Below are 15,300 nucleotides of genomic sequence, written 5' to 3'. Positions count from 1 at the left end.
TGCCGTGAAAGAGTAAATGGGCCAGGCTTCTAGTAGAGATTAAGCTTCTAGCGAAGGCAACCAGACTTTGACGCTTAAGCCGCCTTGTGGGCGGTTTTGCATACTAATACGGCCACCATGAGCTTCAATAATCTCACGACATAATGGCAAACCTATCCCGGTACCCGATTGTTTAGTTGAATAAAACGGTAACAAGGCTTGCGACAATACTTCGCTAGACATCCCGCTACCTTGATCTTCTACTTTAACGAATAACCCGTTAACTGGATGAGTCACGTCCTCAAACATTAACGACACTGTGTCTGCCGCCGCGCCTGACTCATGGGCATTTTTAAGCAGATTGATAAAGACTTGTTCTAATTGCACTGCATCGAGCTTGATTGGATTAACCGGTAAAGGTGATAACAATTTAAATGGGTATTGCTGCGCTAGCTGTTGGGTCATCTTAGCCCAATCAATCAAGTTTTTTTGTGGCAGCGGCAACTTAGCAAACTGGGCATAATGAGAGATAAACTGACTCAGGTGTGTGGTGCGATTTTCGATGGTATCAAAAATCAAATGCAGCTTGCTGTTGTCTAGGTGCTGGGTTAAAAACTTACCAGAGTTGACCATAGATGCGATGGGCGCGACCGAGTTATTAAGCTCATGACTAATAATTCGAATCACTTTTTTCCAGACCGCGACTTCTTGGCGATTAAGTTCTTTGGTGAGTTGTTTAAGCAGAATTAAGTGGTGCTGCTGATTATTTTGAGTAAAACGCCCCCGAGAGATATGCCAAGTTTCAACGTCGCTACTATCAGCATTATCAAGATCACCACCAACGCTATCGCTGCTCCCCATCGAAAACAGCCCTTCTTGCTCACTGCTTAACGCAGATTTTAGCGCATCGGGTAACATCACCACAAGATCTGGTAACAACATGCCTTCTATTTTGACACCCTGATTAAACAAATGCCGCGCAGCGCTATTGGCGTAAATTACCCGCTCGGAATCATCAATTAATAGCATAACGTTAGGCGTGTTTTGAATCACCTTATCGAGCATTAACTCCCGCTGATAAATAAACTGGCGCTCACTGCGCAGTTTTGCCGATGCTTGGTTGTATAAACTCACTAATCTATCAAGCTGTGGCTCACCGTAGGGATGCAGCGACACACTAAAATCGTTATCTTTAAAATTCAGCAAGCCAATTTCAAGCGCTTGCAGGCTTTCACTCAATCGCCTTGTTAGCCACATACTGAAAAAATAACATACAGCCAACATCACGATAATAGCCAACCATAAATTTTCTGCGCCCAATGTAAACCAGACAACAGCCCCTGCCATAGCCCCGACAAGGCAACTCAACATGGTGCCTAATAACAATTTAGTGCGCAGTGACAACATCATGATTTGCTATCTCGGATACCGTATTTTTCCATACGCCGATATAAGGCTTGTCGGCTTAACCCAAACGATTTTGCGACTCTGGCAATCACGCCATTGTATTGAGTCAGTGCTTGCTCTATTTGAAGCTTATCGGGCTCAAATGTGACAACGGTGTCTTCGGAGTCTTCGGAGTCTGGCAAGGTTTTAGGCTGATGTTGAGATTGATCTTGGGTTTGAGGTTGAGCCATTATCTGCACGGGTTTATCGGTTACACCCCCTAACGTCATTAAACCAAAATCATTAATGCTCAGTTGGGTGGATTGAGTTAGAAGCACCGCCCGTTTACAGGCATTTTCTAATTCGCGCACGTTACCCGACCAACAATGATTAACCAATGCCAGCTGGGTGGTTTTATCTAGGCTAAAGCTGTCACCAATAAAATGCTTCACTAACGGTAAAATATCGTCTTGGCGCTGATTTAACGGCGGTATGGTCAGTTCAATCACATTCAAACGATAGAATAAATCTTCACGAAAACGCCCATGGGCAATGTCATCAGCTAAATCGGCATTGGTTGCGCTAATGACTCGCACATTCACTTTGCGGGTTTGATGGCTGCCTAAACGTTCAAATTCACCCGTTTGCAGCACGCGCAATAACTTTACTTGGCCAGACAATGGCAAATTGCCAATTTCATCTAAAAATAATGTGCCACCGTCGGCGGCTTCAAAACGACCCATACGGGTCTTGTTGGCGCCAGTGAATGCACCTGCTTCTGCGCCAAACAGTTCGGCTTCTAATAAATCCATTGGTAGAGCGCCAATGTTAACCTTAATAAACGGTTGGTCTTTTAATGGCGAGTTGGCCTGCAAAATGTCGGCGATTTTGTCTTTACCTGCGCCATTGGGCCCCGTGATCATCACAGATACGTCAGAACGGGCAACTTGCAACGCTAAATCGACACAGCGCTGCATGGCGCCGCTACCAAACACTAAGCCGCATAAGTCGGCGCCATTAATGGCTGACATGCGATCACTGTGAATACGGTTTAACTGGCTATTTTGTTGAGAAAGTCGATAGATAGACAATAAGTTACTAATACTGTTGAGCAACTTAGCGTCGTCCCACGGTTTACCCATGTAATCGGCCGCACCCGCTTTAACCAACTCGACAGCCGTTTCTAATTGAGTCCAAGCCGTCATCAAAATAATTGGTAGATTGGGCTGCAACTGACGTAACGCATAAAACAGCTGCTTGCCCTCCTCTCCCGATGTAGTGTCACGGCTAAAGTTCATGTCTTGGATAACTAAGCTGATCTCTTTGTTAGTGACAATATCAATTGCCGCTTCGGGTGAATGACAAAAAATAGCATGATAATCATGCAGCTCAATCATTAACGCTAGCGCTTGGCAAATGGCATGGTTGTCATCAACAATTAAAATATTATCCATTAGAGTATATTTGAATCCAATTAGGTTATTGCTATACAAAAATATGTTTACACAATAAACATTTACTAACAAAAGTTTATTTATACAATGAACATTTACTGACAAAAATAAAATTAACAATAGCATGACAGAAGTCGTCATTGTCACACTATTGTTAAGCGCTAACGCCGCATTTAAGCAGATTACACACTGCGGGTGGCCATAGCAGGTGAAATATTAGCCGCTTTAGTCGCTGGCACTATTACCGCTAGCGTTGTCACAACCAGCAAACCAATAACAGACACAATCGGATAAATCACTGGCACCATAGGCAAGCTATACAGTGACATTAATTGTTGACCGAGCACTAATGCCAACATGCCGCCAATCACGCCACCCACAATACATATCAAGTAGTTTTCGACCATAAAGTATTGAATGATGTCACGCTTATTGGCACCTAGCGCACGACGAGTGCCTATTTGTTTGGTGCGACGTTGAATATTAAACATCACCATACCGGTTAATCCCAATGCAGTAATTAACAGCAATAACACCACCATAATACTCAACACAGTCGCCATTAAACGGTGGTTACTGTAGGTTAGGTTTTTAATCGAGGTGAGTGTTTGAAAATTCTCCACAACACGATTTGGATTTTCTGCATGCAAGGCTTTACGAATGACTTCTTCTAACCCAGAAATATGTTCAGGCAATGCCCGCACCATGTATGATTTATTACTGCTACTGCCACCAAAATCGATATTTTGAATCACGCTATATTCAAAGTTTTCGTGGTCAACCCAAGCACCTTGCAGCTTATCAACTACGCCTATAATGGTCACCGCTTGCTCACCTTGATATACGGTTTTCCCTAATGGCGACTCATCGCCCCAAAAGGCTTTGGCCAAGGGTTGCGACACTAATGCCAGCATGCCGCTATCATCTAGGCTGGTATTAATTTCATCGGCGGTAAAGTTGCGCCCAGCAATGAGTTTAGCGCCCATCACATTCAATAAATGCTCGTTACCTAAATAAAAGGCAAAACCAGGGGTACTTTTGGCCGCATCCTCATCAGGGCTGTCCACATAACGATCCATCCAACCACTGTCGCTTAATGGCAGCATATTGCTATAACTGGCATCGATGACATTGGGCAGCGAACGCAAAATTTGCTGGTCGACTTGGTTTTGTTTCATGTTGTCGATAGCGGGATCAAAGTTATACACGTTAAAGGTGAGTATTTGGTCTTCGGCATAGCCCGACTCTCGTTGCATTAATGACAAACGTTCATTAATGATAAAGCTGGCATTAGCCACAATCGCAACAGATAGAATAATTTGTAATAACAATAGAATAGGCGCACTTTTACTGCGCATTAAACTGGATAAAATCGGTTTAATATGTAACATGGCAATGTCCTTTTTAACCTTAACTGGAGTTATTGGGCTTTTAAATACACGCTAGGTTTAGTTCGGCACACTACCCATGCTGGATATATGCCTGCTAATACCGCGGTAGAAATAGCAATGATGGGAGTAATAAACCACATACTGGCATCAAGCCCTGTTACATTCTGGTCGACACTAAAATAGGCGTTTAGCGCAGCTAACGACCCCCAAGCCCATAGCAAACCAATCACACCACCAAAAAAGCCAATCATGCCTACCTCGACCATGTACTGGCTAAAAATTTGTCCTCGGCTAGCGCCAATAGCACGGCGAACACCCACTTCAGGTGCGCGTTTTAAAAACTTGGTGAGTAAAAGCCCAAGAATATTGACCAAGCACACGCTTAAAAACAGCAAGCTTAAACCGACAAGAATCTTGTTGTCTTTGGGTACCACATTGTTGTCTTCAAGCCATTTATCAATGTCGCTAATTTGCACTAACTCAGCAGGTGTTTTGGCTGTATCGGTAAAACGACCTATGGTTCGTTGTTGCTCAGCATAACGTGTTAACCAGCCTAAAAAGCTTTGTTTCTGCTCATCGGTGTTAAGTTCAGTCCAAAATTGAATCCACACTTTTTCAGATGTTAATCTGTCGTTATACGTCAGCATGGTTTCGAACTTCCAACCACTGGTGTTACCCCACACATCAAATTCTTCTTGGCCTGTTAACGAGAACGGAATGAATATTTCTTCAGCATCATTAAAGGCACCATTAAGTGGGTCGTAGTATTTAGGTTGCGGATTCCAGTCTTCAATCACTCCAACAATTTGGTAAGGTTTGCGGTCTAAAAACAGTGTTTTACCTACGCTGTTTTTACCTTCAAAAAAGCGTAAGTTTAATTTTTGACTAATCACCACTTGATAGGCTGGTCGTAAATCAACACTGGCATCCCAGTAACTACCATAAAGAAATGGCACCGAAAAAATCCGAAAAAAGTCTCTGTCGGTGACCCGAACACTGTTTAACACAGGTTCTATTTTAGGGTCATCAGACTGCATGGCTAAGCCGATACGATAAGACGCCGCTTTTAACCCCAAATCACTGTTGTTGCGTAAATTCATTGCATCAATGTAAGTAATGCTTGAACTAAACTCATCCCAGGTATCTAAACCTTGGCTCCACAACTGCACTGAATTAATCACCTCACTGCGATCACCTGCTGGGTTATAAGACATGGTTTTATAAACATTGAGCGTAGTGATAGTAATGCCGATCCCAATCGAAATTGCTAACACCATTAACATCGATAACATCGGCGTTTTTCGGATACTTCGCCACGCTAAATCGCAATAGTAAAAAAACATAGTGTTCCCCTTAGCGAGTGCCGGTAGCAGCAGGTTGGTACATCGAAAAATCACATACTTGACCATCAACAATTTGAATATTGCGCTGGGCCCGACGAGCTAATTCAGGGTCGTGGGTCACCATAATAATGGTGGTGCCCTTTTGATTGATATTTTCAAGTAATTCCATCACTTGGCGCGCCATTAAACTGTCTAAGTTACCGGTAGGTTCATCGGCTAATAAAAACCGTGGCTCGCCTGCTAATGCACGCGCAATGGCGACACGTTGCTGCTGTCCGCCAGACAATTGCGTCGGTAAATGCTTCATCCGTGCACCTAGGCCGACCTGTTCTAATGCTGACTCGACTCGGCGCTTACGCTCACTGGCATTCATACCGCGATAACGCAATGGCACTTCAACATTTTCGGCCAAGTTAAGGTCGGGAATAAGGTTGAATCCCTGAAAAATAAAGCCAATTTTTTCATTGCGGACTTTAGCGCTTTTGTTGTCACTTAAATTCGACACATTGACGCCATCAAGGCTGAACTCACCAGAGGTAAAGCCTTCGAGCAAACCCGCAATATTCAAAAAGGTGGTTTTACCTGAACCAGACGGTCCCGTAACCGCGACAAACTCGCCTTCACTCACTTCAAGGTTAAAGTCGCGTAGCGCATGGGTTTCAACTAAGTCAGTTTTGAATACTTTACTGATATTTTTCATGGATAACATAATGGCTTCCTAGGTTAATTCGGTTGTCGCATTCCGGTGCTTAAGGCTGGGAATGTAAATTCTGCTAATATGAATACGGCTTTGCTAAATACGGTCGTGTAAAATAATTTATTGTTAAATGCTGTGTTATTAAATGCTGTGCTGTTTAATACTTTTTTGTTGTCATTAATACAGCTAAAACAGCAGCTTAATCTTGAGCATGTCGCTAATATCAATATGCAAACTAACAGTCGGATTGATGTCACTTAACCGAGTCGATACTTGGCTGCTTATATCAATTAATTGCAAACTGACCGATAACCAATCGGTCTGATTATCAATGCGATAACTCACAGCCATCGCGAGAATAAATAACGCGCCTAGCGCGATAAGCTGTCTACGTTGAATAAAAGTCATAGAATGTCCTTACTCAGTTAAATGTTTGGTTATTTTCTTAGTTATTGATTTAGCTATCGATTTATTTATCGGATTTGAATTGTTGGATCATTTTTAAAGGTTTCGGTACCGGATATCACCCATACGTCACCAGCTTCACCACCGTCTATCACTTCAACTTGGCTCATACTGCGTGCGCCCAATTTAACGGCTTTTTTATGAGCGACAGCGTCATTCACTTGATACGCTACTTCGCCGCCCATATTGAGAAAATCACCACGTTTCACTATCAATACATTGGGTCTGTTTTCCAGTAATACTCGGGCAGACAAACGCTGATTTTGGCGTAACGATAAAGTGTTACTGTCAGCAAAACGCACTCGGGCGGTCACTTCACGATTGCGGACTTCAGGTGAAATTGACGACAACTGGCCAACCACATTCACGTTGCCAAAACTCAACTCGACATCCATCCCTAATCCCAGCTCATCGGCATAAGACTCTGGCACAGCTAACTCGGCCTCAAAGGCACTTAAATCGACCACAGTTAATATTGGCTGACTGGCGGCAATACGGGCTTTTTGTTCCACCAGCCAGTTACCAATAATGCCGCTAACGGGTGCGATAATGCTCAAGGCATTGGCTTGACGGGTTAACTCTCTTACGACTAAAGCTTGGCGTTGTACTTCAAGAGTACGGTTTTTAATTTCAAAACTGAGGGTGTCGCGCATAAGCTCAACTTCTTGTTGGGCATGCTTATGCAATAATTTGGCTTTATGTAAATCATCTTTGCTTTTTTCATAATCGATTATGCTGATCAAACTGGACTCAATCAGTTGATCGCCACGACGACTTTCACGATCAGCGGCTTCTAAATCCACTTTCGCCATGTCTAAAACCTGGCTAACGCGCAATTGCTCTCGGCGGGCATCTAACTTGGCTCGTTCTAAATTTCCTTGCATGCCTTCAAGCAACGACTGCTGTTGTTGCAATTCACTTTGTAAACGTGGGCTTTCAATCTTGGCTACCACTTGCCCAAGTTCAACTTCATCACCTGGCTGACTTAATAGCGTCACCACACCTTCTTCCGTGCTATATAAAATAGGCGCATTGGCCGCCACAATTTTACCGGTAGTGGCAATATCTCGAACCAAAGTGCCACGGGTTAAGGTTGCCAAACGTAAGTCGGCACCATCAACCGAACGTTGATTACTGTCATGACTTAAACTCGCCCACACCAACGCGCTCATCAATATGGCACCGCAACCTATCATCAAGGGTAAGCGCAATTTACGACCTAACTTAGGCGCAATAACGGTATCTTGGCTACTTGTGTCTTTAATCATCTCAGGTCCTTAAGTAACGCGCTGACCGCACCCACCTCTTTACATTTATACCAAGATAAAGCACAAGCCATGCCAATAGTTATTTATTGTTATTTTTCATGATGATAATGATTTCAAAAGATAACCGAACACCCGAAAAGTGTCCGCGGACAGCGTTAAAAACTGTCCGGTTATTGAGAAAGTGTCCGAGCGGACACTTTTAAAGAGAGTTTGAAATAGGTGTGATAAGAGCGACTTAATCGAAATGTTAAAAATAGATAGAGGGATACTGATTTACTTTACTAAGAAACCCGTTCAACCTGGTTTGACGCCAAAAATAAGTAAATGACAAATAGCTAAAACAAGCATCTCCAAAAACTACAGTTATTTGGCTTTTTGATTAGCTTGTATTTTATTTAACTCTTGAGACAAAATGCTTTCCATTGTGTCGTTTTGCGGTAATTGTTTTTCAAGTATATCGACTAGCTCATTATATTTTGGCGAACCACCTAATTGTGGTAACAAAATGGTCAGAAAAACCAATGGGATTACCACATAGGTAAACTCATCACCAGACAACGAGCCAAAAAGCATAGCCAATAACATACCGACCAAAATAGCGAATAACACTGGCTGGAACAGTTTACTTTTGTTTCGTGATTTAATGGCAGCTTTAACAACTGCAACTTCTTTTTGAGTCATATCCATTATCAAATACCCATAAAAAATAATGTTTTAGTATTTATCTGTGCGCGGTTTTAAAAGTGTAAATCACTTATTGGACTTGGTCGATACCATATATACATTTTTACGTAACTTTTACTTAACATGATGCTATAAGCATTTTCTTCAACGGCCTCAAGTTCAAAGCTGAATTTATACATTCGTAAGCTGATGCCAACTCGTTTTTTAGACAAACGTTGGTTTAAGATATGGCCTGCGGCCACTAACGCTTAAGATCGCAAGGTTCCACCCTGCACGGGCCAAAAGGGGATCAACAGCAATCCCCTCTTGGATCACCCCTGCCGTTCCGGCAACATTTTCGCTATTTAACCAAACAACAGCAGCGAAAAAATTGCAACGGAAGTTTATCCAGCTTTAAACCGTATTTGAATCCTGCCTCGGCCTTATTCAAAAATGCTAACGCTTCCGATGGGGCGTCCCTTCCCCTCGAAAGCTAGCCAGACATCCATGTCTGGACTCACGCTATTTTCTTCAACGGCCTCAATTTCAGGGTTGAATTTGTACATTTTCAAGCAAGACGTCTAAGTCATTTATGGACAGAAGCGTTTAAAAAGTCAGTGTTTCAATTTACTTTTTATAAAAGTTTACTCTGACGCCACTAACTCTCTTAAATCTCTCTAACCTTATTTTCGTTGTCGTTTCTTTCGCTTTAAGTCTCGAGCCATAGCATCTGTCGTCGGGTATTTAGGTAACACTAACCACAAAACAACATAAGCGAATACTGGAATGGCAAAAAATAGGCTAGTTAACAAAAATGCTAACCTGATGCTGTTTTTTCGTAAATGATAATACTCTGCAATACCCGAGCAAACTCCAGCAATAGTTGCGGATTCGCCACGAGTTAGCACTTTTATATTATCTAGACTTTCCATGTCACCTCCAATTGGCTGTTAACGTTTTAGTATTCATGCCTTGAAATGTTGGCAGAGTTTAAATCATTTGTAGTGCTAGGCCGATGTCACATCGGTAACTTTTTTATTCATCATATGATGCTATAGGAATTTGCTTTTTTACGGTAGTTTTTTTTACAAAATTTCGGCTAATTGACTGTTCTGATTACACCTTTTGAGGTGGGGTTTATTGTATTTCATCTTTTTCTTTGCTCGGTTATTGCCTTTCCCCTTATACACCTTGCTAACTCGGAATGAGGAAAACGAGTAATATGCCTTGCTTGTAAAGGGATTGATTCAACTCTGAACCTGAGGCCGTTGAAGAAAATAGCGTGAAGCTCACATGGATGTGAGCTTAGCTTTCGCGGTACAGGATGTACCATCGGAAGCGTTAGCATTTTCGAATAAGACTGAGGCAGTTACCCAATAAAGTCAAAAGCTGGATCAATCCCCATGGCGACCTTTTCGCTGTTTGAAAATGTTGCGGGGCGGCTGGGAGTTCCAAGAGGGAACAGCCGTTGGTTTCCTCTTGGTCTGGTGTAGGCGAAGCGCCACGACGTTAGTGGCCGCAGGCCATAAAAAAACAGGCCAAACGCACCAGTTCAATAGTCTATCCTCGTACTTTATCCAACGCACCACAAACCGCATTAACGCCTAAGATAGCCCTTGGGGTTGCCCGATGAAGTAAATCGGCATCAAACTGATATATATGCTGGTTTTTTACCGCGGGTAACTCAGGCCATTCAGCCCAGTTGATCCCTAAAATATTACCTTCATCTTGGCTTTGTAAAATCACTTCTGCGCTGGTTAGTAACACATTTTCGATGCTAATTTGTGGGTACTCACTTGCTGCGTTATAAAACACATTTTCACCATGGCACACTTCAATAAGGTTTTGGATCCAACTGCCTTTAGCAACTGTCATCAGTGGCGTTGACCATAATTGATAAAAAACTTTTACCACTGGCTTAGCTTGGTTTTGCTGTTTAATCTCAGCTAATTGCTGACGATAATCATCTGCAACTTGCTTGGCCTTAACAAAATGTCCGGTGAGCTTGCCTAATTGTTCAAGATCCGTGGCGACATCAACTAAGCGCTTAGGGTCGCTATTAAACAGGTTAAAACCTAAATCACGTAATTGATTAATATCTTCCATTTTATTGCCGCTTTGCCACACCACAATTAAATCAGGATTTAGCTCAATCACTCGCTCTATTTGGATACCATAATAGCCGCCGATACTCGGAATATTCTTAGCTGCTGCAGGGTAATCGGCATAATCGGTGGTGGCAATAATTGAGCTGCCTGCACCAATCGCAAACAGCATTTCAACCCCATGAGGCGATAAAGCAATAATCCGTTTCGCTGGCGGCTTACCTTGTAAATCATCTGAAGCCATCGATTCAGCCGCAGGTAAAACGAGTGATATAGACGAGAGTCCAATCACTGTGATGAGCGATAACAATGTACGTAGCAAAATGCTTTCCTTAATCAAAATTTTTTTAATAATCGTTAGTAATAGTGGTGACTAATGGTGGTTGCTATTAGTGGTTGCTAGCACTCGTTATTTAATGATGGTGTTAACACAGCCTATTGCACCAGTTTATCGGGCCAACCATGGTTATCAATGTAATTTACTAAATTTTTCGGTCGATAATTACTGTCATTCAGCCAACGAGTTTTTACCGATTGGTGTAATAATATCGGCACTTGCTCTGGATCTAGCTCGCGTATAAATCGTTTTTTAACCCGATAAAAACTGCGATATGAATCTTGAATATCTGCCATTGGATTAGGTAACAAGGCATCGGATAAGTGTAACTCGACCGTTAAGTTAACCGCTCGCGCTTGGCTTATCATCCACTGCAACGCAATATCAGACAAGGTGCTGCCATCATCATTGGGGGCAACGCTACCACCAATATTGCTGTGAGCACCAACAAACCATACCTGCTGAATGTCTATGCTGGTACGAGGCGCCCAAATGGTGGGTTCAAAATCACTGCGGTGTTCATCTAACGCCAGAGCATGGCGCGCTACTTTGACATTTCGGCCTAGTTTAGTGTCGTAAAATTCATCTTTATCTTCAAACATGCCTAAAAATGAAAGCGGTATACCCATTGCGCCTACTGTGTCCCATACACCCACAAATTCCACTTCACGCGATGGATGTGAATGTTGCTGACGAAACTGCACCGATCGCTCCCCCTCTGGGCTAAAAGGTTTAGTTTTCATTTTATAATGTTCAAAGGCATGTTGAATTAGCTTGGCGTCAGGACGGGTAACAATACCGCAATTATTGATTAGGCCACACAAACAGCGCACGGTATAGGCTCCGCGGCTAAAACCAAACAGATAAATTTCATCTCCCGCTGAGTAGTTTTGCACAATATAACGATAGGCATCCATAATGTTTTTATTCAGCCCTCGTCCCGTTATACCGCCAATAATAGCATCGTGGGATGAACCAATTCCCCAATCGTAAAACACTTGTTGTGGTACACCATCATCGGCAATGGGTTTGATGGCTCTGGCGAGTTTAAGCACATTAGTGGCATGATCTTTTTCAAGATCTTTCTCGGGACGATTCCAGGTTCCATCGGCACAGATAACAATTCGTTTATTCATATCAATCCCTGACAATCTTTGTTGAACATTTCATCACCATTTACATAGTCATAATAGACTAAATGCTTATTTGCACCACGGTAAAAATAACCAATACTCGACAGTTCACTTAAATAGATTGGGGTACTGAACATGATAACAGCAGAGCAAAGTGTATTAATGATTGTCGACGTGCAAGGTAAACTCGCCCAAGTAATGCAGCAATCAGCCCAATTACACCAAAAACTTGCGGTATTAATTCAGGGTGCACAACTATTTGATATTCCGATTATTTGGTTAGAACAATTACCCAACAAATTAGGCCATACCAGCGACGAACTCTCACAACTCTTATCGCAAACATCCAAACCCATCGCTAAAGAACATTTTAGCGGCTGGCATTGTGAGGAAGCAAAACAACAACTTAAAGTCTTAAACCGTAGCAATGTCATTCTTGCAGGTATCGAAACTCATGTTTGCGTTTACCAAACTTGCCAAGATTTATTGGCCAACGATTATCAAGTGCATTTGGTTGCCGATGCAGTTTCATCCAGAGGTGTAGACAACAAAGTACTTGGGGTGCAGATGATGCTAAATGATGGCGCCAAACTCACTAATGTTGAATCACTACTGTTTGAACTTCAACATGTTGCTCAAGGCGATCGCTTTAAGGTTCTACTGAAATTGATAAAGTAGCCATATGATAACGGTGTGGGTATGATGTTAAAAAATATAACAATAACATCATACCGCTATGCATCAATTTGATCGGCCCATTATTATTTTATCCGCGCCTCGTTCAGGCAGTACCCTGTTATTCGAGGTCTTATCAAAAAGTCAGTCAATATTCACTATTGGCGGTGAAAGCCATGCGCTAATTGAAACCATACCTAAACTGAATATTGCCTACCGACAATTTAGTTCTAATGCGTTAACCGAGCAGGATATTGATGACGATTTACGTCAGCAATTACTGCTACGCTTTAGCGATGCACTGCAAGATAATCAAGGTAACAAACCCAGTGAAGATGGTGCTGCTAGCATACGTTTTTTAGAAAAAACGCCAAAAAACAGTTTGCGGGTCGACTTTTTTAATGCGCTGTTTCCCGACGCTTTATTTATCTATTTAGTGAGGGAGCCCAAAGAAAATATCAGCAGTATTATGCAAGCGTGGCGGTCGAATAAATTTGTCACTTATCCAAGTCTACCGGGATGGGATAAACGTAATTGGTCGCTACTGCTACCAGAAAAATGGCAACAGCTTAATCGTCAGCCGTTACAGTCTATTGCCGCGTTTCAATGGCAAGCCGCTAATGAAGCGATTATGGATTCATTGCAAAAAATCGACAGCAACCGCTGGTGCATGGTGTCCTATGATCAATTAATTGCAGATCCTGCAAAAACCGTTAAGCAACTATGCCAATTTACCGATACTGATTTTGACCCTACTTTAGCACAATTATGCAGTAAGCCATTAGCGTATTCTCGCTACACCATATCGACACCCAAACCCAATAAGTGGCTCGAAAACTACCATGACATCGCTAAAATTTGGCCAAGTACTGCTACAACATTGAACAAAATCAATCATCATTTATGCGAACACGGTCATCCAATATATGACACTCAATGGCAGCTACACGACATTGCTGAACCAGAAGCACAGCCCCCCGAAGCAGCAAAGAAAGTGTTAGCTACGCCAAGCGAGCAAAATGTATCTCGTAACAGTCCCTGCCCTTGTGGGTCTGGCAAACGATTTAAGCAATGCCATGGCCAGTTGCGTTAGCCATTTGTAAATAACCAGCATAACGGGTAAAAATACCCTGTGTAGAAAATCATAACGTTAAGCGCCGTATTACAGAGAGCCAAATTATGAAGTTACCCCATGAGTTTTATCAGTTACCTTTTAGCTTTGATGTCGGTCTATTAGCCAAAGAGATCGAGCAATTTACCGAATCAGATTGGGTGACTCATCATGAAGGTTTTCAGGGTAATTCGGCTATTCCGTTAATCTCGGTCAATGGCGAGTTTAACAATGACTTTAAAGGGCCTATGCAGCCCACTACGGCGTTAGCAAAAAGCCCTTACATAAAGCAAATACTCGCCTCATTTGGTGAGGTACTCAGCCGATCAAGATTAATGCGCTTAGCGCCAGGTGCACAAGTGCCACTGCATTCAGACATTAATTATCATTGGTATAAACGGGTTCGAGTACATATTCCCATTACCACCACTGAACAAGTGCAGTTTTTTTGTCATGACAAACAAGTGCATATGGGCGCTGGCGAATGTTGGATTTTCGACTCGTGGAAGCTTCACAAAGTGGAGAACAACAGCAACCAATACCGTGTTCATTTAGTCGTTGATTTAGCGGGTTCCAGCCAGTTTTGGCAAACGGTATTTCATGACTCGCGTTCAATAGCAGATGATCAATCAACAACATTAAACAGTCAGTTCGTCGATTTTAACCCAGACTCACCGGCAACCTTCATCACTGAGCAATTTAATGCCCCAGTGATCATGCCTGTCGCTGAGGTTGAATACTTAACCAATGAGCTGTTAGCTGAAGTAAAACACAACCCCGTAAATCAGGTTGCAGATGTGAATGCATTTTCGTTATTAGTAGCAGAATTTGTTGCCGATTGGCGGGTGTTATGGCTGCAATATGAATGCACTAAAGCAGGTTGGCCGCATTACCATGCGTTACGTGAACAAACTATGATAAAGGCTGTACAGTGCGCTAAATCACTGCAACTGACCCATTCTGGTTCGGCGGTAAAAGCATTTGAGCAATTGATTATAGTGGCGTGTATTAATGTTGAACTTAGTGAACAATTGGCAACGCGCAAACAAGCTCTTACTTTGCCACAAAAACCACCAGAAAGAGCAAACTTAGCATCGGTAAAATCTGCATCAGCAACATCAATAGTACCAAAACCAACCGCTACAAATACCGCTCGCACTATTGCTGCACCGCCATCACGCAATAGTCCTTGCCCCTGCGGCAGTGGCGAGCGCTATAAGGCATGTCACGGTAAAGTCAGCTAGTGTAGATTGAGAAAAACTCTGATTAATATGAAAATTTATAAAAAATGGC

At 42.5% G+C, this 15,300-nt stretch carries 14 protein-coding genes; 3 read left to right on the top strand and 11 right to left on the bottom strand.

The genetic code is table 11. From position 1 onward, the window contains the following. Window positions 1-39 precede the first annotated feature (39 nt). The 11 genes from FCN25_RS14930 to FCN25_RS14880 form a co-directional block, all read right to left on the bottom strand. A complete protein-coding gene (locus FCN25_RS14930) occupies window positions 40-1,386 on the bottom strand; it encodes a PAS domain-containing sensor histidine kinase (RefSeq protein ID WP_137227422.1) in 1,347 nt (448 codons plus the stop codon). Next, window positions 1,386-2,819: a sigma-54 dependent transcriptional regulator gene (locus FCN25_RS14925; RefSeq protein ID WP_137226102.1), complete on the bottom strand. Its 1,434-nt coding sequence runs from the start codon at window positions 2,817-2,819 to the stop codon at window positions 1,386-1,388. Before FCN25_RS14925 ends, FCN25_RS14930 begins: the two co-directional genes overlap by 1 nt. Before the next feature lie 182 nt (window positions 2,820-3,001). Then, entirely contained in the window at window positions 3,002-4,210 is a 1,209-nt protein-coding gene (locus FCN25_RS14920; RefSeq protein WP_137226100.1) for an FtsX-like permease family protein, read from the bottom strand. 29 nt (window positions 4,211-4,239) lie between these two features. Beyond that, window positions 4,240-5,553: an ABC transporter permease gene (locus tag FCN25_RS14915; RefSeq protein WP_137226098.1), complete on the bottom strand. Its 1,314-nt coding sequence runs from the start codon at window positions 5,551-5,553 to the stop codon at window positions 4,240-4,242. 10 nt (window positions 5,554-5,563) lie between these two features. Continuing rightward, window positions 5,564-6,262, bottom strand: a complete 699-nt coding sequence (locus tag FCN25_RS14910; protein ID WP_137226096.1) for an ABC transporter ATP-binding protein — start codon at window positions 6,260-6,262, stop codon at window positions 5,564-5,566. A gap of 174 nt (window positions 6,263-6,436) precedes the next feature. Next, entirely contained in the window at window positions 6,437-6,658 is a 222-nt protein-coding gene (locus tag FCN25_RS14905; RefSeq protein ID WP_137226094.1) for a hypothetical protein, read from the bottom strand. A 65-nt stretch (window positions 6,659-6,723) separates the two neighbouring features. After that, on the bottom strand, window positions 6,724-7,983 hold the full coding sequence (locus tag FCN25_RS14900) for an efflux RND transporter periplasmic adaptor subunit (protein ID WP_137226092.1): 1,260 nt from the start codon (window positions 7,981-7,983) through the stop codon (window positions 6,724-6,726). Window positions 7,984-8,346: 363 nt separating this feature from the next. Then, on the bottom strand, window positions 8,347-8,670 hold the full coding sequence (locus FCN25_RS14895; protein WP_137226091.1) for a hypothetical protein: 324 nt from the start codon (window positions 8,668-8,670) through the stop codon (window positions 8,347-8,349). Window positions 8,671-9,329: 659 nt separating this feature from the next. Then, window positions 9,330-9,578, bottom strand: a complete 249-nt coding sequence (locus FCN25_RS14890) for a PspC domain-containing protein (RefSeq protein WP_137226090.1) — start codon at window positions 9,576-9,578, stop codon at window positions 9,330-9,332. A 628-nt stretch (window positions 9,579-10,206) separates the two neighbouring features. Then, the gene (locus FCN25_RS14885) at window positions 10,207-10,995 is read right to left on the bottom strand and encodes a cobalamin-binding protein (RefSeq protein ID WP_137227421.1); all 789 of its coding nucleotides are present in this window, start codon (window positions 10,993-10,995) and stop codon (window positions 10,207-10,209) included. 191 nt (window positions 10,996-11,186) lie between these two features. Continuing rightward, window positions 11,187-12,224, bottom strand: a complete 1,038-nt coding sequence (locus tag FCN25_RS14880; RefSeq protein WP_137226089.1) for a DUF2235 domain-containing protein — start codon at window positions 12,222-12,224, stop codon at window positions 11,187-11,189. A gap of 132 nt (window positions 12,225-12,356) precedes the next feature. On the opposite strand from FCN25_RS14880, the gene FCN25_RS14875 reads away from it, so the two are divergent. From FCN25_RS14875 to FCN25_RS14865, 3 genes are all read left to right on the top strand, one after another. Further along, the gene (locus FCN25_RS14875) at window positions 12,357-12,899 is read left to right on the top strand and encodes an isochorismatase family protein (RefSeq protein ID WP_137226088.1); all 543 of its coding nucleotides are present in this window, start codon (window positions 12,357-12,359) and stop codon (window positions 12,897-12,899) included. A gap of 58 nt (window positions 12,900-12,957) precedes the next feature. Then, the gene (locus tag FCN25_RS14870; RefSeq protein ID WP_137226087.1) at window positions 12,958-13,989 is read left to right on the top strand and encodes a sulfotransferase; all 1,032 of its coding nucleotides are present in this window, start codon (window positions 12,958-12,960) and stop codon (window positions 13,987-13,989) included. A gap of 86 nt (window positions 13,990-14,075) precedes the next feature. Beyond that, window positions 14,076-15,251, top strand: a complete 1,176-nt coding sequence (locus tag FCN25_RS14865) for an aspartyl/asparaginyl beta-hydroxylase domain-containing protein (RefSeq protein WP_137226086.1) — start codon at window positions 14,076-14,078, stop codon at window positions 15,249-15,251. Window positions 15,252-15,300: the final 49 nt, after the last annotated feature.

Origin of the sequence: Shewanella sp. MEBiC00475 (assembly GCF_005234075.1) — a bacterium.
In the GTDB taxonomy this organism is placed as follows: domain Bacteria; phylum Pseudomonadota; class Gammaproteobacteria; order Enterobacterales; family Shewanellaceae; genus Shewanella; species Shewanella polaris.
This window is presented reverse-complemented; position numbering and strand designations above follow the sequence as displayed.

Excerpts from the sequence above, each read along its gene's own strand:
- FCN25_RS14930 (WP_137227422.1), bottom strand. The coding sequence starts at position 1,386 with ATGTTGTCACTGCGCACTAAATTGTTATTAGGCACCATGTTGAGTTGC.
- FCN25_RS14925 (WP_137226102.1), bottom strand. The coding sequence starts at position 2,819 with ATGGATAATATTTTAATTGTTGATGACAACCATGCCATTTGCCAAGCG.
- FCN25_RS14920 (WP_137226100.1), bottom strand. The coding sequence starts at position 4,210 with ATGTTACATATTAAACCGATTTTATCCAGTTTAATGCGCAGTAAAAGT.
- FCN25_RS14915 (WP_137226098.1), bottom strand. The coding sequence starts at position 5,553 with ATGTTTTTTTACTATTGCGATTTAGCGTGGCGAAGTATCCGAAAAACG.
- FCN25_RS14910 (WP_137226096.1), bottom strand. The coding sequence starts at position 6,262 with ATGTTATCCATGAAAAATATCAGTAAAGTATTCAAAACTGACTTAGTT.
- FCN25_RS14905 (WP_137226094.1), bottom strand. The coding sequence starts at position 6,658 with ATGACTTTTATTCAACGTAGACAGCTTATCGCGCTAGGCGCGTTATTT.
- FCN25_RS14900 (WP_137226092.1), bottom strand. The coding sequence starts at position 7,983 with ATGATTAAAGACACAAGTAGCCAAGATACCGTTATTGCGCCTAAGTTA.
- FCN25_RS14895 (WP_137226091.1), bottom strand. The coding sequence starts at position 8,670 with ATGGATATGACTCAAAAAGAAGTTGCAGTTGTTAAAGCTGCCATTAAA.
- FCN25_RS14890 (WP_137226090.1), bottom strand. The coding sequence starts at position 9,578 with ATGGAAAGTCTAGATAATATAAAAGTGCTAACTCGTGGCGAATCCGCA.
- FCN25_RS14885 (WP_137227421.1), bottom strand. The coding sequence starts at position 10,995 with ATGGCTTCAGATGATTTACAAGGTAAGCCGCCAGCGAAACGGATTATT.
- FCN25_RS14880 (WP_137226089.1), bottom strand. The coding sequence starts at position 12,224 with ATGAATAAACGAATTGTTATCTGTGCCGATGGAACCTGGAATCGTCCC.
- FCN25_RS14875 (WP_137226088.1), top strand. The coding sequence starts at position 12,357 with ATGATAACAGCAGAGCAAAGTGTATTAATGATTGTCGACGTGCAAGGT.
- FCN25_RS14870 (WP_137226087.1), top strand. The coding sequence starts at position 12,958 with ATGCATCAATTTGATCGGCCCATTATTATTTTATCCGCGCCTCGTTCA.
- FCN25_RS14865 (WP_137226086.1), top strand. The coding sequence starts at position 14,076 with ATGAAGTTACCCCATGAGTTTTATCAGTTACCTTTTAGCTTTGATGTC.